The sequence below is a fragment of the Methylophilus medardicus genome, from assembly GCF_006363955.1.
In the GTDB taxonomy this organism is placed as follows: domain Bacteria; phylum Pseudomonadota; class Gammaproteobacteria; order Burkholderiales; family Methylophilaceae; genus Methylophilus; species Methylophilus medardensis.
Map to the genome: position 1 here is coordinate 831742 of NZ_CP040948.1, position 21152 is coordinate 852893.

Consider the following 21152-nt stretch of genomic DNA (forward strand, 5'->3'; position numbering starts at 1 on the left):
AGCGACCACCTGCAAGCGGTCGCTGCTAGTCAACGCTTTTGCCCGTTATGCAGTGGTGCTGACCACGTTGCCAGTCGGCCCGCGATGTTGCATCCCACTTGATAACGCTTGTAAAAAGCCACTCAGGTTAGCGCTATTACGCTCTCCGCCTAACGCACTCACCAGCGACTGAAAACTACTCTGTAAGTCGCTGTTGGTGCTATCCGTCATATTTTCCGCTGTATTGTTCGCGCTGCTACTTTCGCTGCTATCGCTTTGGCTCAGAGAAGCCATTAGACTTTGCAACTTGCCCTCTATGCCATGACCGCCATAAGGCGGTGGCGGCATGCCTGGTGTCGCATTTGTTTGCGAAACAGTCTCTGTGTCCGTTGAGGACGTTTGGCTATTGCTGCCTTGCGATTGCAAGGCGCTGACCAGGTTTTGTAAAAAGCTACTCAGGGCATTGGCGGCATCGTTGGTGGTCGTAGTGTTGCTGCTGCTGGCATCTGCACTATCTGTATTGGTGCCGTCAGTACTGCTGGTGCCGGATTGCGCAAAGATCGACGCCAAGCCATCGGTGATACCGGCACTTTTTAATGCGGCGTCAATTGCGCCTAAAAATCCGCCGCCGGCTTCGGATTGACCTTCGCCATCGGGTGGTGGGGGCGGGGCTGGCATGCGGCTGCGTTGGGTGGATAACGATTGAACGTTACTCTGACTGCTTAGTGATGAGATGGATGTCATGCGGTGTACTCCGTAAATTGTAAAGGTTCAGGGCTGATGCCATTGTTCGGGATGGATCGTGTTGACTGAACAGGATCAGATTACATGGGATGACGGTTTTTTATTGGCTGATAAAAAGAAAAAAACCTATATAAATCATATATTTAAATGTATCTTTTGATACAAATGATCTCGATTTGTATCGGTTGATACAAATGCGCGATATTTTGTTGAGGCTGTCGTGTTTATGACACCTTTTCTGGCATAAGCGTGGGCGCTGTGCTATTTTAAAAAATCATTTTTTTGTGGGTAGCGTCATGCTGAGTTTGGTATTTGATATTGAAACGATTCCTGATGTGGAGGGGGTGCGTCGCTTGCAAGACCTGCCAGCCAATCTGAGCGATGCTGACGTGGCAAATATTGCCTTTCACCAGCGTCGGCAGCAAAATGGCACGGATTTTTTGCCGCACCATCTGCAACGCGTCTGCGCAATTTCATGTGCCTTACGCGAGGGCAACCAGTTTAGGGTATGGACATTGGGCGATGAGCAGTCCAGTGAGGCTGAAATCATCCAGCGGTTTTTTGACGGCATTGACAAATATACGCCGCAAATTGTGAGTTGGAACGGTAGCGGCTTTGATTTACCCGTGTTGCATTATCGTGCCATGGTGCATGGGATTGCGGCCCCCCGTTACTGGGACTTGGGTGAGGATGACAAAGACTTTAAGTGGAATAACTACATTAGTCGTTACCACATGCGCCATCTGGATTTGATGGATGTGTTGGCGATGTATAGTGGGCGAGCCAATGCGCCGCTTGATCAAATGGCCCAATTATGTGGCTTTCCAGGCAAATTAGGCATGGATGGCAGCAAAGTTTGGCAGGCGTATTTGGATGGGGAGATCAAAGCCATCCGTGATTACTGTGAAACGGATGTCGCTAATACGCACTTGGTTTATTTGCGTTTTCTAAAAATGCGCGGCCATTTGAACGAAGCCAGCTACGCGGCTGAAATCCAGTTGGTGCGTGAGACCTTATCCGGTTACAGCGATGACCACTGGCAACAGTTCATGGCCGCTTGGGTTTGAGTTTGACGCTAGTAGGCATGCGCAAGCACATTTGGCTCAGGCCGCACCGGTTTGCAGCCATAGCCGCATTAAGATAGCTGCATTACGGTAACGCTGACGCATCGGCTGGCATTGCAGGAGGCGCGTCCTCCTCAATGGTGGGCTCTACGGTGTCTTCATCAATCTTGTTTCGCCAGTTAAGAATCACACGCTGATGTTTTTTTGCATCATGTACAAATCGATAGCGCTGTTCACTGCCAAGATAGCTGGCGATGACCAGATATTTCCCGCTGGCCAAGTTTAAAAGCACTCTTGGCGCCGCATGCGCTAGCGTAAATACAGGTTGCTGTTTGCTGTCGAGGATGCTTAGCTGAATGTCATCAATCACGCGGCCCGCTTTCCCTTCAGAAAACAAAAAATACAGATTGAATTGTTTTTTGAAGGATTCCATGGCTTCGACTTCTTCCGAGCCGATGCCGCCGGTGACGTAGGCGATGCCGTGGTCTTCTTGTTGAATCGCGACTTCGTCAGCCATGCAAAACGTTGAGATTAACAGGGTAAGCAACAGCGGGGCGGTAATGCGCCATTTTATCAGCATCATGAACTCCTTATTTTGATGAGCTTGCTGGATGATTGTAGGCCCAAATCAGGTAAAATAATAGGTTATGAGAAACAACCGTCAACGATCTTCTAATCTGTCTTTTGCCGCGCGCGCGGCGCAGGCGCCCCGTATTGCTACGATTGAATCCCTTGACCAAGAAGGTCGTGGAGTCACCCATGTCGATGGCAAAGTCATTTTTGTTGAGGGGGCCCTGCCTTTCGAAGAGGTGAAGTTTGTCTCACACCATGTCAAGGCTACCTATGAGTTGGCGACCACGGTGGAGGTGATTAAACCATCCAGCCAGCGCGTGACGCCAGGGTGTGTTTATTTTGGCACCTGTGGTGGCTGTGCCATGCAACATCTGGAGTTTTCTGCGCAGGTGGCTGCCAAGCAGCGCATGCTTGAAGCCGATTTATGGCATATCGGTCGTGTTCGCCCGGAAAAAATGCTACCACCGATTCAAGGCACGCCTTGGCACTATCGGCACAAAGCCCGCTTGCGTGTCCGCTATGTGGAGAAAAAAGGCGGCGTATTGGTCGGCTTTAATGAAAAGGGCACCAGCTATGTGACCCACATGGATAGCTGCGAGGTGCTGACCCAGCCGGTCTCAGACCTGATTGTTCCCTTGAAAGCGCTGATCGGCCAATTGTCTATTAAGCAGTCTGTGCCACAAATTGAGTTGGCGGTGGGCGAAGATGCAACCGTGTTGGTGTTTCGTATTATGGAAGCGCTGACCGATGCCGATGTCGCACTTTTGCAAACGTTTGAATACACCTACGGCGCACAAGTTTGGACACAAACCAAAGGGCCGGATACGGTCAAGCCATTGTTCAGCCATGGCGATAAGCTGCATTACAGCTTGCCTGAATATAATTTGCAGTATCCATTCAGCCCCATTGAGTTTACACAGGTGAATCCGGCCATTAACCGGGTCATGATTCGACGTGCCATGCAGCTGTTACAACCACAGGCGGGTGAGCGTATTGCCGACTTTTTTTGCGGCTTAGGTAACTTTACGTTGCCGATTGCGCGTAGTGGCGCCAGTGTCTATGGCGTTGAAGGCGCCCAAGCTCTGGTGAAACGAGCGGTGGAGAACGCCCAGCTCAATCAGGTGAGTCAGGTGGAGTTTGCTGAGTCAGATCTATTCGACATGACCACCGAATCCTTGCAAGCCTTGGGGGCTTTTGACAAGTGGCTGGTGGATCCGCCGCGAGATGGGGCGATGGCGTTGATGAAAGCGTTACCGGATGCTGAGGATACTGTAGCCACCCATGCGCCGACGCGCATTGTTTATGTGTCGTGTAATCCTGCCACCTTGGCCCGGGATGCTGCGATTCTGACGCAATATAAAGGCTATCGTCTGACGGCGGCCGGGGTGATGAATATGTTCCCGCATACCGCGCACGTAGAGTCTATCGCGCTGTTTGAGAAAATCTAACGTGTGGACGAAGACATGGCGCTGGCTACTGCCCGCGATCGCACTATCGCTGTTACTCGGCGCGTGCCAACCTGCAAACCAGCCCGCTCGGCTGGTATTTGCAGTGGCGCAGGCGCCCGTGAATCTCGACCCGCGTTATGCAACCGATGCCGCTTCTGAACGCATTAATCGGTTGATTTATCAGCGCCTGGTGGAGTTTGATAGTACCTCACAGGCCGTGCCAGGATTGGCGACTTGGCAAATGCTGGATGCGCAACATTACCGCTTCCAATTGGCGAGTGATACGGTTTTTCACGATGGCCAGCCGTTGAGCGCGATGGATGTGAAAGCTAGCTATGACAGCCTGCTGCAATTGACAGACTCTCCACATACTGCCGAATTTAAACATATCCGGCAGATGACAGTCGTTGACAGCAAAACCATCGACTTTGAACTCAGCAGGCCAGACCCGCACTTTGCCGCGCGGTTAATATTAGGGATTTTGCCTGCACGGCTGATTGCGGTTGGGCATGACTTTGGCCATGCACCGGTGGGCAGTGGTCCGTTTAAGTTAGATCACTGGCAATCATCTTTACAGCTAGAACGGGTCAGAGATGGCCTCAAAGTGCGCTTCGAGGAGGTAAAAGACCCCAATGTGCGCGTGCTTAAACTCAAACGCGGTGAAGCTGACCTGATTCAGGGGGATTTACCGCCTGAGCTGGTGAAATACTTGCAAAAACAGCCCAACATTCAGGTAAAAACGGGTGTTGGTGCCAATTATTCCTATCTGGGTCTTAATGTGCAGGCGGATTTTTTGCGTGATGTGCGCGTGCGACAAGCCATTGCCTATGCCATTGATACACAGGCGATTATCGATAAAGTCATGGTCAACCACAGTCGGCAGGCCACCGCAATATTTCCGCCAGAGCACTATGCGGGCAATGCGCGCTTGCAGCCTTACGCTTACCAACCGGCACTGGCCAAACAGTTATTACAGTCAGCAGGGGTGCAGTTGCCGCTCACGCTCACTTATAAAACCAGCACCGATCCGCAGCGTGTGCGGCTGGCGACCATCTTGCAAGCCCAAATGCAGGCTGCGGGCATCGATCTGCAAATCAAGAGCTTGGATTGGGGCACTTTTTTTGCAGACGTGCAAAAAGGAAACTTTCAACTCTATGGCCTGACTTGGGTGGGCATTAAAACCCCCGAAATTTACAGCAAGGTATTTTCATCTGGCAATGTGCCGCCGCAAGGGTTTAATCGGGGCCGTTACGACGACAAGCTGCTAGACCAGTTGTTGGAAAAGCAAGATTGGCCGGCCGCGACCAGCCGTCTGCATGCACAATTGCCGGTGATTCCACTGTGGTATGAGGGGCAGTTTGTCGCTTATCGGCACACGATAGAAGCCTACCAGCCCAGCTCTGATGGCAATCTCGATGGCTTAGCCCAAGTGGTATTTAAGCCCATCGAGGATCATTAATACTTATCATACAGGCGTCACCCCAAACCAATGGCCAATCAGTGCGGTGGCTGCCATCGCCAATGCGCCCCATAGCACGACCCGACTGACACTCTTCCATCGACTTGCACCGCCGGTGTCGGCGGCAACGATGCCGAGTAAAGCTAAAAATGGCAGCGTACTGACGGTGAACCAGCTTTGCGCTTGCGCGTGGGGCGCTAACCAAGCTGTGATGAGGGGTAACGCGGCGCCGCTACTGAAGGCAAACGCCGAGGCCAATGCAGCTTGCAATGGCTGAGCTTGATTCATGTCATGCAATCCTAATTCGTCGCGGGCATGGGCTGCCAGCGAGTCATGCTCAGACAATGCTTGCGCCACTTGTGCCGCCAGCGCGGGCGATAATCCGCGCTGGGTATAAATGGCCGTGAGTTCTCGTAATTCGCTGTCCGGATTGGTCTGTAGCTCTTCGGCCTCACGCGCTAAATCCGCCTGCTCGATATCAGTTTGCGAGCTCACAGACACATATTCACCTGCCGCCATCGAGAGGGCTCCCGCCACCAGTCCTGCAATGCCGGTCATGAGGAGTGCCTGATGATTAGCGCCTGCCGCCGCCACCCCCATTAACAGGCTCGCGGTCGAGATAATGCCATCATTGGCGCCCAATACCGCCGCCCGTAACCAGCCGCTGCGATGTAATAAATGTCTTTCGTGGTGTGCCATATCGGGTTCCGATGCATGTTGTAGGTCAAATCATCACCTGACCAAAGTTAATTTTAATCGAATTCATCTGAAGTGCGTGTGCGCTGCATCAAAACGCGGCCTATCTACGCCAAATCGCTTAGAATATTGTCTATGCATATTGAGATATTTATTCCTGCGCAAACACTGACTTTGTTTGATGACAATGGTGGGCAAGTTGCGCGTTATTCGGTGTCTACCGCAGCTAATGGCACCGGCTGCATCAAAAATAGCGGCTGCACGCCGCTGGGACGGCATATCATCCGCGCGAAAATAGGCGCAGACGCGGCAGATAACACGGTGTTTGTTGGGCGGCGTCCGACCGGAGAAATCTTTACACCGGCACTCAAGCAAGCGTTTCCAGACCGCGACTGGATACTAACCCGTATTTTATGGTTAAGCGGGATAGAACCCGGTAAAAATCGTCTGGGCAATGTCGATACGATGCAGCGTTATATTTACATTCATGGCACGCCGGATGCCACCGAGATGGGGGTGCCGGGGTCTCATGGCTGTGTACGCATGCGCAATGCGGATTTGGTCGCGCTGTTCGAACAGGTCCCTGTGGGCACTACTGTGAATATCTGCGAGGCAGAAGATTAAGCGCATCGCGACATTATTGCCGGTCATTTTCGGTGTGGTCTGTCTGACCTTTATCCTGCTGCATCTGATTCCTGGTGATCCGGTCGATGTCATGCTTGGCGAGTCCGCCAGCGGTGCCGATCGTGTGGCCCTTCGGGCGCAACTGGGGTTAGATCAGTCGTTGCCAGTGCAATTTGCACAATACGTGCTGCATCTGTTGCAGGGAGATTTTGGCACTTCTATCCATACGCAAACCGCCATTTCGCAACTGTTATGGCAAGCCTATCCTGCCACCTTGTTATTGGCACTGGTGGCGCTCGCTATTGGGTTGATGATCGGCATTCCGCTCGGCATCTGGTCTGCACTCAAAGCCGGGCATTGGCAAGATGTGATGATCACCATGTTGAGCATCCGGCTGGCCGCCATGCCAGCATTCTGGCTTGGCCCGGTACTGATGCTGGTGTTTGCCGTCTGGCTGGGTTGGTTGCCGGTCAGTGGCATGGCAGGCCCCACGAGCATTTTGTTGCCTGCTCTAACACTGGGCTTAGGGTTAAGTGCCATCCTCACCCGCATGACGCGTACCAGTTTGCTCGAAGTGTTGAATGAAGACTTTATTCGCACTGCGCGTGCCAAAGGCCTCACCGAGCGCCAAGTATTACTGCAGCATGCATTGCGGGCGGCTTTACTCCCTCTGGTGACCATCGTCGGCTTACAAATGGGCAGCTTGTTGGCTGGCGCCGTCATCACTGAAACCATCTTCAGTTGGAACGGCATTGGTCGCCTGTTAGTCGAAAGTATTGAAAAGCGTGATTACCCGGTGACGCAGGGGTGTGTCTTGGTCGTAGCAATGAGTTATGTATTGATTAATCAAGCAACCGATCTGGTATATCGCTGGTTGGATCCGCGGACGCGAGGCCATCAATGAAAGCCTTCTCATTGCTGACCTTGGCTTTTTGGCTGCTACTGGTCCTGCTCGGCCATTTGTTGCAGTTACAGCCTAACCAAATTGACCTGAATGCCATTCTACAATGGCCCAGTGCGCAACATTGGTTAGGCACAGATGACTTGGGTCGCGATATTTTGGCACGGGTGATTCGCGGGGTAGAAGTCTCGTTGATGGTCACGTTGCTGGTGACGGCGTTCACCATGGCAATCGGCCTCAGCATTGGCCTGATCGCGGGATATAAAGGCGGCAGGCTGGATACCGCGCTGATGCAGATCACCAATATTTTTTTGGCATTTCCCGGCATCTTGTTGGCGATTGCCTTTGCTGCTGTGTTGGGCGCTGGCCTCAGTAATCTGATTTTGGCGCTATGTTTAACCGGCTGGGTCACCTATGCCAGACTCGCACGGGGCCAGTCATTGGCCTTACGCCAGCGCTTACATGTGTTGGCGGCAGAATCCTTAGGCGCCAGTGGTTGGCGCGTCATGCGTTTGCATATTTTTCCGATGCTGATTTCGATTGTGCTGGTAGAGGCGGCATACAGCATGGCCAGTGTGATGATTGCCGAGGCATCGCTGTCTTTTTTGGGCTTAGGTATTCAAGCGCCTGAGGCCTCTTGGGGCGCCATGTTGCGCGATGCGGTGCGATTTATGCTGGTGGCGCCGCATTATGTGTTGATTGTTGGCGGCTGCATGATGAGTCTGATTTTGGCGATTAACCTCGGCGGCGACGTGCTGCGAGATCGGCTAGATGTGCGCAGTGAGGGGCGTCTATGAAAAAACAATTTCGTTATTATGACTTGATCATGGCGGCATTTGCGGTGGTGCTGGTTTGCTCCAATCTCATCGGCCCGGGAAAAATCACTGAAATTCATCTACCGTTGCTAGGCGCGTTAACGTTTGGTGCCGGCATCATGTTTTTTCCAATCAGCTTTATTTTTGGCGATATTTTGACTGAAGTTTATGGGTACGCCGCCTCTCGCCGCGTGATCTGGGTTGGCTTTGCTTGTCTGGCATTTGCCAGCCTGATGGCCTGGGTCATTGTCGCGTTGCCGCCGGCGCCTGCCTGGCATGATCAAGCTGCTTATCAATCTGTATTCGGCTCCACGGCGCGTATTGCGATGGCGTCTCTGGTCTCGTTTGTGGCCGGTGAGTTTGTGAATTCATTTGTGCTGGCAAAAATGAAAGTCCTCACCCAGGGGCGCTGGTTATGGAGCCGTACCATTGGCTCGACCATTTTTGGCGAAGCGGTGGATACGGTGCTTTTTTTCCCACTCGCATTTTACGGCGCCGGCCAGTTTCCAGATGCGATGATGCCGCAGATTGTGCTGGCGCAATTCACCGCTAAAGTATTGGTAGAAGTGGCATTCACCCCGGTGACGTACAAATTGGTCTCATTTCTCAAACGCGCAGAGAATGTAGACTATTACGACACATATACCGACTTTAGCCCATTTAAGCTTTAAACTGTCCGCATTCCATCATTTCTTATAATCGGAACCCCATTGATTCAAATTAACTGGTACGAAAAAAATAAAACCCAAGCGGCTGATTGGCAATCTGAAGCAGGGAATCCGCCGCCCAAAGCCGTGGTGATCGCTGATGACACCACCAAAGCCGATGAGGCCTATCGCCTGGCCTGCGAGGGCACCGCCTTGCTCTACCGCGGGGATTTTCAAAATGCTAAGCAACTGCTGCAAGCCATCACCCGCCGCGTTGACCGTAAACCCGCTAAACCAGTAGAAACCATGCTGGAGGCTTTTCACCAACACCGCGCCCGTCAGATTGGCCGCGCCAATATCACCAATAAGGTGTTAATTGAGCTGAAATATGGTGTGTGTGATTTGCCACGCGCGCCTGATGTGAAAGTGGCGGTACAAGCGGCGCTGACCATGGATGGCCACAGCCTAGACAAATTGCCGGCCAGACTGGTGCTTTCGTTGAGAGAGTTGTTAGGGATGGTTGGCGCCCATGAGTGGCGGAAAAAAGGCGTGGCGATTCAGGCGCTGCGTAGCACTATTCACGCTTATTACGGCGTGTATTCACCTGTGCGGGGCGAATACCTCGATCTCATCGATCAGGCACCGCTCAATCAGCCGCAAGTCGCATGGGATATCGGCACAGGCACAGGCGTGATTGCTGCCATTTTGGTTGCGCGCGGGGTCAAACAGGTCATCGCCACCGATAATCAGCCGCGTGCATTGGCCTGTGCCAACGATAATGTGCAACGCCTCAACATGCAAACCAATATTCAAGTGCAACAGGCAGACTTGTTCCCCGCAGGCAAAGCCGATCTGATTGTGTGCAATCCTCCTTGGCTGCCCGCGAAAGCCAATGCGCCTATCGAGCATGCTATTTATGACCCCGACAGCCAAATGCTCAAAGGCTTTTTAAATGGCTTGAAAACACATTTGAACGAACAAGGCGAAGCCTGGCTGATTATGTCCAATTTGGCCGAAGAAATCGGTTTGCGCGCGCCTGAGGCATTGCTTGGTTGGATAGATGCCGCTGGTTTGCAAGTGATTGATAAACAAGATGTTGCTCCTAAGCATGCCAAGGCTACTGATCAGTCTGATCCCCTGTATGCGGCACGTGCCAAAGAAGTCACCAGTCTTTATCGGTTAAAATGTGCTTGAAATTTGAATAACAGGAATCGTTTATGTCTTTAGGGCCTTTAATGTTGGACGTGGTTGGCAAAGAACTGTCTGCCGACGATGTCCGTCGTCTGCAACATCCTCTAGTAGGTGGGGTGATTTTGTTTGCGCGTAACTTTGAAAGCAGTGAGCAACTCAAGGCGCTAACGGCCAGTATTCACGCGGTGCGTCAGCCGCCCTTGCTGATTGCAGTCGATCATGAAGGGGGGCGCGTACAGCGTTTTCGAGCTGGATTTACCAAGATTCCGCCCATGCGTGAATTTGGTCACTTATGGGATAAACAACCCCGTCAAGCAAAAGAGTTGGCCGTGCAAGCGGGTTATGTGATTGGCGCAGAGTTACGTGCGCACGGCATTGATTTTAGTTTTACCCCGGTGCTGGATATGGATTATGGCGATAGTCTGGTTATTGGTGATCGCGCTTTTCATCGAGATCCACAAGCGATTAATGAATTGGCATTCAGCCTGATGCAGGGCTTGAAAAAAGCTGGCATGGCCGCTGTCGGTAAACATTTTCCTGGTCATGGCTTTGTAGTTGCCGATTCACATGTGAGTATTCCAGTGGACGACCGCAGTTTTGACCAGATCGCCCAAAATGACATGCAACCGTTTGTGCGCATGATAGACGAAGGTTTACACGCGGTGATGCCAGCCCACGTCATATATCCGCAAGTGGATGAGAAATCTGCTGGATTTTCCCCGCGCTGGCTGCAAAAAGTCTTGCGCGAGCGGTTAGGCTTCAATGGCGTGATCTTCAGCGACGACCTCAGCATGGAAGGCGCAACGGTGGCAGGGGATGTCACTGCGCGCACACTGGCGGCGCTCAATGCTGGTTGCGATATGGCGCTGTTATGTAACCGACCGGATTTGGCGGACGAGTTGTTGGCTAAGCTAGATTGGAAAATATCTGCGCAAAGTATTGCGCGCCTAGCACGCATGCATGGCGGACACCATCCGCTAGACATGGTGGGCCTGCGTGAATCTGCGATGTATGTAGATGCGGTGAAGCGGGTGGCCATGGTTGGGCAAAAAGAGTCAGATTTGTTTGCCTGACCTAGATGCACTCAGGTAAGCTTTTTGTTATTGATATCAATTTTTAATGGCACGTGATCCGGTATTCACTATGAAATGGATTCTATTAGGCATATTTTTAGCGTCAGTGAGTTATGTGCACTTTAGAGGCAAAGTGCGGCATCGTTTTTTTAGGCAGCTATTTGATCACTCCGGCATTGTGTCGCCGTTTAATGTGTTTTTATATCTGTTTTCGAAAGCGCCAACGACGCCATATCTTGAAGTTGCTGCCTTCCCAGAGTTAAAAGCCATCACCGACCAGTGGCAAGTGATTCGCGATGAAGCGTTGCATGTGCGCGAGCAAGAGCGCATCGCCGCCGCACAAACCAATAACGATGCGGGGTTCAACTCATTTTTTAAAACCGGTTGGAAGCGGTTCTATCTTAAATGGTACGATGCACAGCATCCTTCGGCCGCTATATACTGTCCCAAAACGGTCGCACTCCTGCAAAGTATTCCTACCGTGAAAGCGGCGATGTTTGCTGAGTTGCCACCGGGTGCGCATTTGCGCCCACACCGCGACCCATACGCAGGTTCACTGCGTTTTCACCTCGGCCTTGAAACGCCTAACGACGACCAATGTTTTATCCGAGTCGATGGCGAAGATTACAGTTGGCGCGATGGACAAGCGGTGATGTTTGATGAAACCTATATTCACGAAGCGCACAACAAAACCGATCAATCACGAGTCATTTTGTTTTGCGATATTGAACGGCCGATGCGATTTGGCTGGGCGCAAGCGTTGAACCGCTTTTTAGCCAACACCATTGTGACTGCGGCCAGTTCACCGAACGAGGCAGGGGACCAAACCGGTGTCATTAACCGCCTGTTTCATTACGCTTGGGTGGTTGGGCAATATCGCCGTCGTTTCAAACGCTGGAATAAGCCAGTGTATCAAATCACCCGTATCTTATTGATTGCATTGGCTTGTTATGCGATTTGGCGGCTTTAAATGCAAACTATATTTACACAAATGTCACGTTAAACCTTGAAACTTTGTGTATTTGCCATTATCTTAAGCTTATGTTGTTTTATGTTTTAACCCAAGAGAGGAAGAATACACGATGTCAGATATGCAAGTTTTAGGTCGCGAGGGCAATGTCTCCACGGCACAAAATCGCGTGCTGCGTAACACTTATGCATTGCTCGGCTTGAGCATGGTGCCCACGGTCATTGGTGCTTATGTCGGTATGCAAATGAATTTTGGTTGGATGGCGTTGCATCCATTTATGTTTGCGATTGGCTTTATGGCCGTGATGTTCGGTATGTTTAAGTTGATTGCCGTGAATCAAAACAGCGGCGTGGGCGTCTGGTTGTTGCTTGCCATGACGTTTGTGTTTGGCGTGATGTTAGGCCCCATTTTGCAGTTTGCGTTGCATTTGCGTAATGGTGCCGAGATCGTTGGTCTAGCTGCAGCGGGTACAGGGATTACGTTTCTGAGCTTGGCAGCGATTGGTTCTTCCCCAGCGCGTGATTTCAGCGGCATGGGCAAGTTCTTGATGATTGGTCTGATTCTGGCCATTGTGGCAGGCTTGGCAAACATGTTCTTTCAGATCCCAGCATTGTCACTGGCAATTTCAGGTGTCTCTGTGCTGATTTTCTCAGGCTATATTCTGTATGACGTTAATCAAATTGTGCGCGGTGGTCAAACCAACTACGTGATGGCAACCCTGAACTTATACCTCGACATTTACAACCTGTTTGTAAACCTATTGAACATCTTGCTCTCATTGCTTGGCAATCGCGACTAAGCATTGAGCTTACAAAAAGCCCGCCGATAGGCGGGTTTTTTGTTGTCTATCGGTCATTAACTGCACGGCAATCCTGTTTTGCCGTGAGAGCTCCAAGCACCGTCCATAGCGAAATGGATTGTTACTAATGACGTAGCCATCCAACATCTAGCAGCGAACAATACACATGATTAATAACAATGAACCCAGCCATCATTGCTTTACGATCATCTAAGCAGATTAAAAAATGGTTGATTTGCTTCAATAACCCGCGAATTGCAGGTTTTTTATTTGCGCGATGTTCACTGCTAACGTAATCGTTCGTTTGATATGGTTTACTACAGCCAAAATGGCTGTGAACAGCCGCAAAAAGTGGTTGTAAAGATTAATTAATTTATAACTAATTGATTGTGTTGAATTAATTATAGTGTTGCAGGTGGTTTGATTTTTGCACCTTTTCCTCGTTGGAGGAGAAGTATGTTTAGCAAAAAATTAAAATCGGGTTTGTGTTTAGCAGTCTATTCTTGTGTGTCCATCGCGGCTGACGGGGAGGCCGGGGCGGTCAACCCACCCGCCAAGCCGGTGGATTCAAAAACGATAGAGTTAGATGAGATTCAGGTGAAGGCAAAGCGCCGGCGCATTATTACCCCTTTGCCCGGTTTGCCGATCGAGCGTGAAACAGCTACCACCAATATTCAATCTGCGACCGGTAAGGAGATTGCGGACTCTAAAGCGACCAATGTGACCGAGTTTCTCAATGGCAATATGCAGTCTGTCACGGTGACTGACTACGCCGGCAACCCCTTTCAGCAAGATTTAAACTTTAGGGGGTTTACCGCATCGCCTCAAATCGGTACGCCGCAGGGCATTTCCGTTTATCTAGACGGCGTGCGGATCAATGAGCCATTCGGCGAGGTAGTCAACTGGGATTTGATTCCGATGAACGCCATTTCTACGCTGAATATTATCCCGGGTTCTAATCCGATGTTTGGCCACAATACCATCGGCGGTGCATTGGCGATCACGACCAAAGATGGTTTCTCGGATCATTTCATGCGTGCCCAATATCTGGCCGGGGATTGGGGCCGAGAGCAGGTGCAATTTTCAAATGGCATTCACGGCGAGCGATTTGCTTTATTCACCGCTTATTCACATTTCAAAGAAGACGGCTGGCGGGTGAATTCGCCGAGCAATGTTCGTCAACTATTTAACAAAGCCACCGTGCGGCTGGATTCGGGTGAAATTAACTTCACCGCGTTGCATGTGAATGCCGCATTGCTTGGCAATGGGCTTTTGCCAAAAGAGATGGCTGCCTATGATCGCGAGCAGGTGTTTACCTCGCCTGATGAAGCTAAAAATAGCCTTGAGCATTACAACTTAGGCGGGACTTGGTATGTTAGCGACCGAGTGAGTATTTCTGGTCAAATTTACAGGCGGAAAGTTGCCCAAGATGCCATAGGCGCCGATGTTTATCCCGGTTACAAAAGGTTATATTCAAACTGGCAAGATGTCGGTCAGAATGATGCAAACGGCGATGGCATTGACGAGGTTGTCGGTGCAATGAATGGATTGCTGAATTATTCCTCCTTAAGATCGACCGCTGATGGCGCTTCGGTACAAGCCACTTTTGACGGAGACAAGCATCAGGTTGCGGTGGGAGCCGCCTATGATGAAAATGAGATCAAGTTTTTGCAATCCCAAGTGCTTGCTGAGCTAGACGCGGATCATATTGCCCGTTTAACTACCAATCCCTTCTTTGCTGACAATGGATATGGGGGGCAAACTTCTCTGCCGGGCATTATTCGAAATAATCTGACTGGCACCAGCCAAACCAAAGCGCTGTTTATGTCGGATACCTATTCCCCGATCGACACCCTGCATATCACCTACGGCGCGCGCCTAAGCTGGAGTAATGTGAAAAACTACCTGATTGCTGATCGCGGCTTGGATATGTATCAATTTCAGAACAATGTCCTCACTAACCCTGCACGACAGCGCTGTCGAATCGGTAACTCTGGCGACCCGCTAGCCCGGTTTATTTGCACGACCGGGGATTATGATTATCGAAGCTTTAATCCCTCCCTGGGCTTGTCTTGGGAAGCGCAGGAAAATTTAACTGCCTATGGCAACGTGAGTAAGGGTTCTCGCGTGCCTTCAGTGATTGAGCTGGGTTGTGCCAGAGACAAAGAAGGCGAAAATCAAAGTGATAACGTGCAGTACGGCTGTACGATTCCAACCGCCTTGACGGCTGACCCGTATTTGAAGCAAGTGCGCTCAACCGCCTATGAGACCGGGTTACGCGGCAGAATAGCCGACTTTGATTGGAATATTGGCGCCTTTTTGACTGACTTAAAAGACGATATCTTATTTGTGCCACTGGGGCGTAAAAACCGAGGTGTGTTTGATAACTTTGGCAAAACGCGGCGTGAAGGCATCGAGATGGGTTTAAAAGGCGTGTGGGGCAACAGCACGATCAATTTTAACTACACTTGGATGCGGGCGACGTTTCAAAGCAGTGCGCAGTTGATTAACGATGCCAATAGCAGCAACACATCAGCTACCGACGGGCAAGCTTACGTTAACATCTCGCCGGGAGATGAGTTGCCCGGCATGCCCAACCATATTGTTCAAGCCAATTGGAACTACCGATTCACGCCTGCCTTTGATGCGACACTCAGCATGATTGCGCACGCGTCATCTTATGTGCGCGGCAATGAAAATAACGCACACCAGCCGCGTGCAGCTTTGATGGTAGGCACTCGGGATATCTATGACTTTACTGGGCCAGGATCCATTCCGGGCTATGCCGTGTTTAATTTTCGCGCGAATTATCGTTTTGATAATGGTGTGAGTTTGTTCGCACGGGTTGATAACATTTTTGATAAAGAATATGCCACCGCCGGCAATCTAGGACGCAATCCATTTGCAGCCAATGGTGCTTTTAAGTTTGACCCAGTCACCATCGATGGTGATTGGAAAAACTCAACGTTCATCTCGCCTGGAGCGCCTCGGGCGGCTTGGTTTGGGCTGAATATTGATTGGGGCTGGGATAAGGTCAAAAAATCAAAAGCCGTGCAAGAGCTCGCCGATTAATCGCTGATCGTATTGACGCGAACGACAGGCAAAATTGGTTCTAAAGGATAGAGTTGGTTGTCTGCAACCACCACCTTACCCTCAAGACCGCTTTTATGTCATAAAAATGTGTGGTTTGACGTAATGATTCGTGTGTTAATCAAATTTTACCTTTGAATGTATTTAAATTAACCAATTGATTTTAAATATATTTATAGTCAAATATTATTGGGTAATGGTAAAAAGTTTGTGTTGGTGAAGCACATTCAAATTTTGGCATGCGCTTTGCAATCAATCCTAAATGTAGTGGCATAACAACATATAAAGCCATGGATATCTAAGTTGAAAAATTTAAGATTTATTTAGGAGAAAAGCAATGAAGTTAAAATCATTAGTACTTGCAACAGTGCTTGCTGTATCTGCCTCAGCGGCATACGCAGGCAATTACGTCACATTAGGTACCGGTGACGGTAGCGTGTTAACACCGGGCAATGGTGGTCTGCGTAACGGCACCCAAAACCCTAACGCTGACATTTATCGTATTGAATTGTTATCTGCTACCTATGTGGCTGGCTACGACACCTCCAACTCATTCGGCAATATCGTTGCTGATACCATCAATTATCAAACGTTCAACCGTGTTGGCAGCAACAATGTGGCCACAGGTACGGGCACATTAACACTGCTTGATTGGAAAGTGCACACCGGTGTGGATCTTGCGCCCGGCACAGCCCAGGCCGACATTTTTGACTTTGTTTACCGCGATAGCGCTGATAACAGCCTGGTATTTGCCACGCGTTATTTGAACCGTCAGGATAATAGCCAAGAAGCTAACTATCTCTACCGCTACAACTACACCAACACGCCAGGATATCAACCAGGCGTGGCTTGGATGTTCTCCAGTGACAATGACTTGCGCATGTATCAAGCCGCGTTGACCGATGATTTTAGCTTCAATAACTCTGTGCCCTATGTTGATGGCGTCGTCCGTCAAAAGGGTGACTTCAGCGTTTCTGAAGGTAACCCATGGTCTGGTTTGTTTTTAGTGAAAACTGACGCGCAATATTACTTCTACAGCGAAAACATCAAAGCAATTGGTTTTTCACAAGCTGGTGAAGAGGGGCAAGCGGTTGTCAACGGCTGGATTGGTGGCTACGTGGCGAGTGTTGTGCCAGTACCAGAGCCAGAAAGCTACGCTTTGATGATGTTGGGTCTAGGTGTGATTGGCACCATGGTTCGTCGTCAAAAGAAGCAGGCATAAATAAATAAATATAAAAGCCATGAAAATATGGCGGTTTTTGCCGCCATTTTTTTAACCTTCTGAGAGATATATGATGAAATTAATGACTTTAAAAATGGCGATTGCCAGTGCGATGCTGTCCTTAGCAACCACTGCGACTTATGCAGGCAACTTTACCAATGTGCCTTATACAACGCCTAATGCGACCGTTGTAAACGGTGCCACCAATCCGGTGGCAGATCAGTTGTTCCTTGATGCGACTAGCATTACTTGGGCAACGGGCTTTGATGGTTTGGTTGCGCAGTCTATCAACTACAGCGCAACAGCTGGTAATGGCACTTTGACCCTGCTTTCATTCAGAGAAAATGACGATATCTTGTTGGCAGGACAAGAGGTCGGTGATCTGTATGATTTTGTTTACCGTGACTCTTTAGACGGCAAACTTGTGTTTGGCACTCGTGTCATTTTAGAGGGTGAAGAAGAAGAGGAAGAGGAAGTTGAAGAGGGCGAAGAGTTCGAAGTTGAACTGAACTTTATCTACCGTGGAGGTTTCACCAACTACACGACTGCTGCCGCTTGGACGTTCTTGGGTGACAACGACTTGCGTATGTACAACGCTGCGCGGACCGATAGTTATGAATTGGATGCGCCATTTGATGCAGATGCAGATTTGATCCGTTTCCAAGCAGACATTAGCCCAGAAGAAGGTAATCCAATTTCTGGTTTGTACTTAGTAAAAACCGATGCAACTGCCTTCTCTTTGGCAGCGAATGCCATTGGCTACTATCAAGCAGGTGAAGAAGGTCAAGCGGTGGTTGGTGAGTTCATTGCTGGATTTGCGCCAACTGCAGTGCCAGAGCCAGAAAACTACGCTTTGATGATGTTGGGCTTGGGCGCTATTGCTTTTGCTCGTCGTCAGCAGAAAAAAGCTTAATAACAATAATCACGACTTTAACCTAAAGCACATTTTTAAAATTAAGGGGTGGCTGGTCCACCCCGCTTTTTAGGGGGATCCTTACATGAAAAACATCATCAAAACTTCCGTATTGGCTGCATTGTTGGCATTGTCTGCACAGGCTTCAGCGAAAACGGCTATTTTCGATTTAAACTTTATTGCCACCAATAACTTTGGCACCACTGCAAACAGCGTAGGTACCGTGACTGTGACCGATCTGGCTGACTTATCTGCTGGTGATGGCGTGCGTGTCACTGTGAATTTGAATAATCTGAGCCAGTTTGCATCAGGCAATACAGGTGCAGTTTGGATTTCATCTTACGAAATGAACTTTGCTGGTACCGAGCTGCTGGGAAGTGACAATGTTCGCCACGTGGCCGGTTTGAATACATCTCGCATTGAGTGGGAAGAAGATGGTTGTGTCGGTTATGGCACCAACTGTGCTAGTTCTGGTGGTGGTTGGGGCGGTACCGAGTTCGATCCAGCGTTTGGTCAAGAGATCAACTTTGCGACCAGTACATTTACCAATGGTCAATTTTCAACTATTGACTATTTGAACGGTGGCAATGCTGGTTATACTGGTTTTTCAGTAGACCAATTGCTGGCCAATGCGGTTGAGCACAGCAGCGATGCGAATGCACCAGATGCTTATTTCTGGATTCGTATTCGCGGCAATACTGCAATCAATGGTGGCGGTATGGCTTCTAGCGGCTACTGGGGTAACAGCTTCACGAATGGTTCTGGTGACGGTTTGAACTATCGTCTGAATGTTTTAGCCACTACAGCTGCGGTTGTGCCAGAAGCTGAAACCTATGCCATGTTGATGGCTGGTTTGGGTTTGATGGGCGCGGTTGTTCGCCGTCGTAAAACTGCATAATCCATTGAATCTGCAGTGATGACAAACCCGCCAATGGCGGGTTTGTTGTTTTTAAGCGGCTAGCGTTTGGTGACAAATTAAATGTGTGATTTGGCTAATCTGCGTTGCCTGAAAAAGTCACTTAATAAGGCGCCGCATTCAGTGGCTAATATGCCGCCGCTGACGGTGCAATGATGATTTAACTTTTGTTCTGCCATTAAATTCACCACGCTACCACAGCAACCGGTTTTCGGGTCGCTCGCGCCATACACTAGGCGCGCGATGCGCGCATGTTGTATGGCACCGCTGCACATGGCACAGGGTTCTAGCGTGACATAGAGCGTGCAATCAACCAAGCGGTAGTTACCCAACAATTGCGCGGCCGCACGCATGGCTTGGATCTCGGCATGGGCGGTTGGGTCATTCAGACTGATTGGCGCGTTGCGGCCTTGACCAATCACTTGCCCATCTTTGACTACAATCGCGCCAACAGGCACTTCGCCCAAGCTGGCTGCTTCATTCGCCATGGCCATTGCCAATCGCATAAAATCTTCGTCTTGCATGCGCTTATTGATGACCTGTTTTGTCGGCGAAGCGGATCAGGATGTACACCAAACCCATGATAAATGCGCCCGCCAACCAAATGCCGATTTCTTCATAAGTAGGGGTGGCATCTTGCACCGGCAACACGATCAGTTTGCGTAAAAACATCACCAACACGACTTCAATAAAGGTTTCAACGAGTAGCTTGTGGCCACGCAGATAGCGGATTTCAGCCGAAATCAAGGCCGAGATCGACCATAGCAGCATCAGGGTGCCCAGAGCGCGTAAAAAGCCATGCACGAGATTATGTGCATAGGCAGCCTCTTTCACATCCAGAAAAAATAGCCAAGTAAACATGATCACGGAGGTCGCCAACGCCAAGCCAATAATGAGGTGGGCGAGCCCATTTAGCCAAAGCATGGCTTTAATGGCGATACGATTGAGCGGTTCAAATTCTTCTGGGAGTTGTTCTTGTGACATATTGCATCCATTTACTCACATACAAAACATGATAAATCATTTACTTAATAATTGCGTCAATGGCAACTGAGCGCATTGTTTTAATAGCCACTGCATGGCTTTGCCCATTTCTGAGGGTCGTTGCTGGCGCCAGGCGATAAAGGTGGGGCCCACCAGTTTGGGTTCAGAGACTTGTTTAATCAATAGTTGCCCCTTTTCTGCGGCGGCCTCTGCTAGCAATCTGGGCAGATACCCAATCGCAACGCCGGCAATTTGTGCTTGCAACTTGGTCTGCATGTCTGGGACGGTCAAAATGTCCTGACCTGACAGGATGCCAGACGTGCGGGGTGGCAGGTTGCGCGAACTGTCCGCTGCCGCCACCACGCGATGTTGCACGATATCGCTGGCGGTGAGCGGCTCGGGTAGGTGGGCGAGCGGATGGTGCGGGGCCACTGCAAATACAAACTCCAGTTGACCGAGTAAGTGCGTAGCAAATCCGCCGCCCGGTGGCGCATCGCCAGGCGCCCCAATTGATATGTCGGCACGGCCTGATTGCAAGGCATCCCAGCTGCCGCCATATACCTCACGCCAGAGTTTGATACGCGTACCAAAGCCTTGCTGATAAAAGTCCTGCAACAGCTCAAGGATGGGCTTGAAGTCAAACAGGTCACTAACGGCAATTGAAATGTCCGTTTCAACCCCGGTCGCAATGCGTTGCACCCGCCGCTCTAGCGTGTGTGCTGCATCGAGTAAAAAACGTCCTTCTTTAAGCAGCTCGAGGCCGGCTTGGGTGAGCGTGGCGCGATGACCGCTACGGTCAAACAATTCGAGTCCTAGGTCTTCTTCTAGGCGACGAATGGTATACGTCAGTGCAGAGGGTACGCGATAGAGGGATTCGGCCGCTGCGGCGAAGCTCCCTTTGCGGTCAATCGCATCAATCACCTCGAGGGCTTCTAGGCTAAGTTTAATCGTCATGAGATGTTAATCAAAAAAACTGAACAAGAGATGCAAAATGTTTTGCTATCAAAACATTAAGTGTTTTTTTATCATACAGTTAATATTTCA

Annotated in this window: 21 protein-coding genes; 15 read left to right on the forward strand and 6 right to left on the reverse strand. The window is 50.1% G+C overall.

The features are described 5' to 3' along the window. Positions 1-45: 45 nt before the first annotated feature. Entirely contained in the window at positions 46-723 is a 678-nt protein-coding gene (locus FIT99_RS04100) for a hypothetical protein (RefSeq protein WP_140003129.1), read from the reverse strand. Positions 724-1019: 296 nt separating this feature from the next. Between FIT99_RS04100 and FIT99_RS04105 the strand changes: the two genes are divergently transcribed. Continuing rightward, complete coding sequence (locus FIT99_RS04105; protein WP_140003130.1) at positions 1020-1790, forward strand: 3'-5' exonuclease; 771 nt, start codon at positions 1020-1022, stop codon at positions 1788-1790. 82 nt (positions 1791-1872) lie between these two features. Here FIT99_RS04105 and FIT99_RS04110 read toward each other — a convergent pair whose 3' ends face one another. Continuing rightward, on the reverse strand, positions 1873-2370 hold the full coding sequence (locus FIT99_RS04110) for a hypothetical protein (RefSeq protein ID WP_223261278.1): 498 nt from the start codon (positions 2368-2370) through the stop codon (positions 1873-1875). 64 nt (positions 2371-2434) lie between these two features. Between FIT99_RS04110 and rlmD the strand changes: the two genes are divergently transcribed. Together rlmD and FIT99_RS04120 are read left to right on the forward strand one after the other, a co-directional pair. Continuing rightward, positions 2435-3808, forward strand: coding sequence for a 23S rRNA (uracil(1939)-C(5))-methyltransferase RlmD (gene rlmD / locus FIT99_RS04115; RefSeq protein ID WP_140003131.1), 1374 nt, complete (start codon positions 2435-2437; stop codon positions 3806-3808). A 1-nt stretch (position 3809) separates the two neighbouring features. Continuing rightward, complete coding sequence (locus FIT99_RS04120) at positions 3810-5267, forward strand: ABC transporter substrate-binding protein (protein ID WP_140003132.1); 1458 nt, start codon at positions 3810-3812, stop codon at positions 5265-5267. Between the two features lie 6 nt (positions 5268-5273). On the opposite strand, the gene FIT99_RS04125 is transcribed toward FIT99_RS04120, so the two are convergent. Continuing rightward, positions 5274-5966 (reverse strand): VIT1/CCC1 transporter family protein, encoded by a 693-nt coding sequence (locus FIT99_RS04125; RefSeq protein ID WP_140003133.1) that lies wholly within the window; start codon positions 5964-5966, stop codon positions 5274-5276. Positions 5967-6098: 132 nt separating this feature from the next. Here FIT99_RS04125 and FIT99_RS04130 point away from each other — a divergent pair, with 132 nt between their 5' ends. The 12 genes from FIT99_RS04130 (at position 6099) to FIT99_RS04185 (ending at position 19106) form a co-directional block, all read left to right on the forward strand. Beyond that, a complete protein-coding gene (locus FIT99_RS04130) occupies positions 6099-6587 on the forward strand; it encodes a L,D-transpeptidase (RefSeq protein WP_140003134.1) in 489 nt (162 codons plus the stop codon). Further along, positions 6583-7491, forward strand: coding sequence for a nickel ABC transporter permease (gene nikB / locus FIT99_RS04135; RefSeq protein WP_140003135.1), 909 nt, complete (start codon positions 6583-6585; stop codon positions 7489-7491). The genes FIT99_RS04130 and nikB overlap by 5 nt, the downstream gene beginning before the upstream one ends. Continuing rightward, a complete protein-coding gene (locus FIT99_RS04140) occupies positions 7488-8285 on the forward strand; it encodes an ABC transporter permease (protein ID WP_140003136.1) in 798 nt (265 codons plus the stop codon). The genes nikB and FIT99_RS04140 overlap by 4 nt, the downstream gene beginning before the upstream one ends. After that, on the forward strand, positions 8282-8974 hold the full coding sequence (locus tag FIT99_RS04145; RefSeq protein WP_140003137.1) for a queuosine precursor transporter: 693 nt from the start codon (positions 8282-8284) through the stop codon (positions 8972-8974). Before FIT99_RS04140 ends, FIT99_RS04145 begins: the two co-directional genes overlap by 4 nt. A gap of 39 nt (positions 8975-9013) precedes the next feature. After that, positions 9014-10144: a methyltransferase gene (locus FIT99_RS04150; protein WP_140003138.1), complete on the forward strand. Its 1131-nt coding sequence runs from the start codon at positions 9014-9016 to the stop codon at positions 10142-10144. A 23-nt stretch (positions 10145-10167) separates the two neighbouring features. After that, the gene (nagZ, locus tag FIT99_RS04155) at positions 10168-11214 is read left to right on the forward strand and encodes a beta-N-acetylhexosaminidase (protein ID WP_140003139.1); all 1047 of its coding nucleotides are present in this window, start codon (positions 10168-10170) and stop codon (positions 11212-11214) included. 70 nt (positions 11215-11284) lie between these two features. Beyond that, positions 11285-12184, forward strand: coding sequence for a lipid A hydroxylase LpxO (gene lpxO, locus FIT99_RS04160; protein ID WP_140003140.1), 900 nt, complete (start codon positions 11285-11287; stop codon positions 12182-12184). A 112-nt stretch (positions 12185-12296) separates the two neighbouring features. Further along, positions 12297-12983, forward strand: coding sequence for a Bax inhibitor-1 family protein (locus tag FIT99_RS04165; RefSeq protein ID WP_140003141.1), 687 nt, complete (start codon positions 12297-12299; stop codon positions 12981-12983). A 456-nt stretch (positions 12984-13439) separates the two neighbouring features. After that, a complete protein-coding gene (locus tag FIT99_RS04170; RefSeq protein ID WP_140003142.1) occupies positions 13440-16055 on the forward strand; it encodes a TonB-dependent receptor in 2616 nt (871 codons plus the stop codon). Positions 16056-16410: 355 nt separating this feature from the next. Further along, complete coding sequence (locus FIT99_RS04175; RefSeq protein WP_140003143.1) at positions 16411-17295, forward strand: PEP-CTERM sorting domain-containing protein; 885 nt, start codon at positions 16411-16413, stop codon at positions 17293-17295. Between the two features lie 70 nt (positions 17296-17365). Next, on the forward strand, positions 17366-18208 hold the full coding sequence (locus FIT99_RS04180; RefSeq protein WP_223261279.1) for a PEP-CTERM sorting domain-containing protein: 843 nt from the start codon (positions 17366-17368) through the stop codon (positions 18206-18208). An 85-nt stretch (positions 18209-18293) separates the two neighbouring features. Further along, positions 18294-19106, forward strand: coding sequence for a PEP-CTERM sorting domain-containing protein (locus FIT99_RS04185; RefSeq protein ID WP_140003144.1), 813 nt, complete (start codon positions 18294-18296; stop codon positions 19104-19106). A 77-nt stretch (positions 19107-19183) separates the two neighbouring features. Here the strand turns inward: FIT99_RS04185 and tadA are convergent, their stop codons facing one another. From tadA to FIT99_RS04200, 3 genes are read right to left on the reverse strand one after another with little or no spacing between them, the layout of a single operon-like run. After that, complete coding sequence (gene tadA, locus FIT99_RS04190) at positions 19184-19648, reverse strand: tRNA adenosine(34) deaminase TadA (protein WP_140003145.1); 465 nt, start codon at positions 19646-19648, stop codon at positions 19184-19186. A gap of 4 nt (positions 19649-19652) precedes the next feature. After that, positions 19653-20108 carry a phosphate-starvation-inducible PsiE family protein gene (locus FIT99_RS04195; protein WP_140003146.1) on the reverse strand — a complete coding sequence of 152 codons (456 nt, stop codon included), beginning with the start codon at positions 20106-20108 and terminating at the stop codon, positions 19653-19655. Positions 20109-20144: 36 nt separating this feature from the next. Further along, positions 20145-21062 (reverse strand): LysR family transcriptional regulator, encoded by a 918-nt coding sequence (locus FIT99_RS04200; protein WP_140003147.1) that lies wholly within the window; start codon positions 21060-21062, stop codon positions 20145-20147. Positions 21063-21152: the final 90 nt, after the last annotated feature.

Excerpts from the sequence above, each read along its gene's own strand:
- FIT99_RS04100 (WP_140003129.1), bottom strand. The coding sequence starts at position 723 with ATGACATCCATCTCATCACTAAGCAGTCAGAGTAACGTTCAATCGTTA.
- FIT99_RS04105 (WP_140003130.1), top strand. The coding sequence starts at position 1,020 with ATGCTGAGTTTGGTATTTGATATTGAAACGATTCCTGATGTGGAGGGG.
- FIT99_RS04110 (WP_223261278.1), bottom strand. The coding sequence starts at position 2,370 with ATGATGCTGATAAAATGGCGCATTACCGCCCCGCTGTTGCTTACCCTG.
- rlmD (WP_140003131.1), top strand. The coding sequence starts at position 2,435 with ATGAGAAACAACCGTCAACGATCTTCTAATCTGTCTTTTGCCGCGCGC.
- FIT99_RS04125 (WP_140003133.1), bottom strand. The coding sequence starts at position 5,966 with ATGGCACACCACGAAAGACATTTATTACATCGCAGCGGCTGGTTACGG.
- FIT99_RS04130 (WP_140003134.1), top strand. The coding sequence starts at position 6,099 with ATGCATATTGAGATATTTATTCCTGCGCAAACACTGACTTTGTTTGAT.
- FIT99_RS04140 (WP_140003136.1), top strand. The coding sequence starts at position 7,488 with ATGAAAGCCTTCTCATTGCTGACCTTGGCTTTTTGGCTGCTACTGGTC.
- FIT99_RS04145 (WP_140003137.1), top strand. The coding sequence starts at position 8,282 with ATGAAAAAACAATTTCGTTATTATGACTTGATCATGGCGGCATTTGCG.
- nagZ (WP_140003139.1), top strand. The coding sequence starts at position 10,168 with ATGTCTTTAGGGCCTTTAATGTTGGACGTGGTTGGCAAAGAACTGTCT.
- lpxO (WP_140003140.1), top strand. The coding sequence starts at position 11,285 with ATGAAATGGATTCTATTAGGCATATTTTTAGCGTCAGTGAGTTATGTG.
- FIT99_RS04165 (WP_140003141.1), top strand. The coding sequence starts at position 12,297 with ATGTCAGATATGCAAGTTTTAGGTCGCGAGGGCAATGTCTCCACGGCA.
- FIT99_RS04170 (WP_140003142.1), top strand. The coding sequence starts at position 13,440 with ATGTTTAGCAAAAAATTAAAATCGGGTTTGTGTTTAGCAGTCTATTCT.
- FIT99_RS04175 (WP_140003143.1), top strand. The coding sequence starts at position 16,411 with ATGAAGTTAAAATCATTAGTACTTGCAACAGTGCTTGCTGTATCTGCC.
- FIT99_RS04180 (WP_223261279.1), top strand. The coding sequence starts at position 17,366 with ATGATGAAATTAATGACTTTAAAAATGGCGATTGCCAGTGCGATGCTG.
- FIT99_RS04185 (WP_140003144.1), top strand. The coding sequence starts at position 18,294 with ATGAAAAACATCATCAAAACTTCCGTATTGGCTGCATTGTTGGCATTG.
- tadA (WP_140003145.1), bottom strand. The coding sequence starts at position 19,648 with ATGCAAGACGAAGATTTTATGCGATTGGCAATGGCCATGGCGAATGAA.
- FIT99_RS04195 (WP_140003146.1), bottom strand. The coding sequence starts at position 20,108 with ATGTCACAAGAACAACTCCCAGAAGAATTTGAACCGCTCAATCGTATC.
- FIT99_RS04200 (WP_140003147.1), bottom strand. The coding sequence starts at position 21,062 with ATGACGATTAAACTTAGCCTAGAAGCCCTCGAGGTGATTGATGCGATT.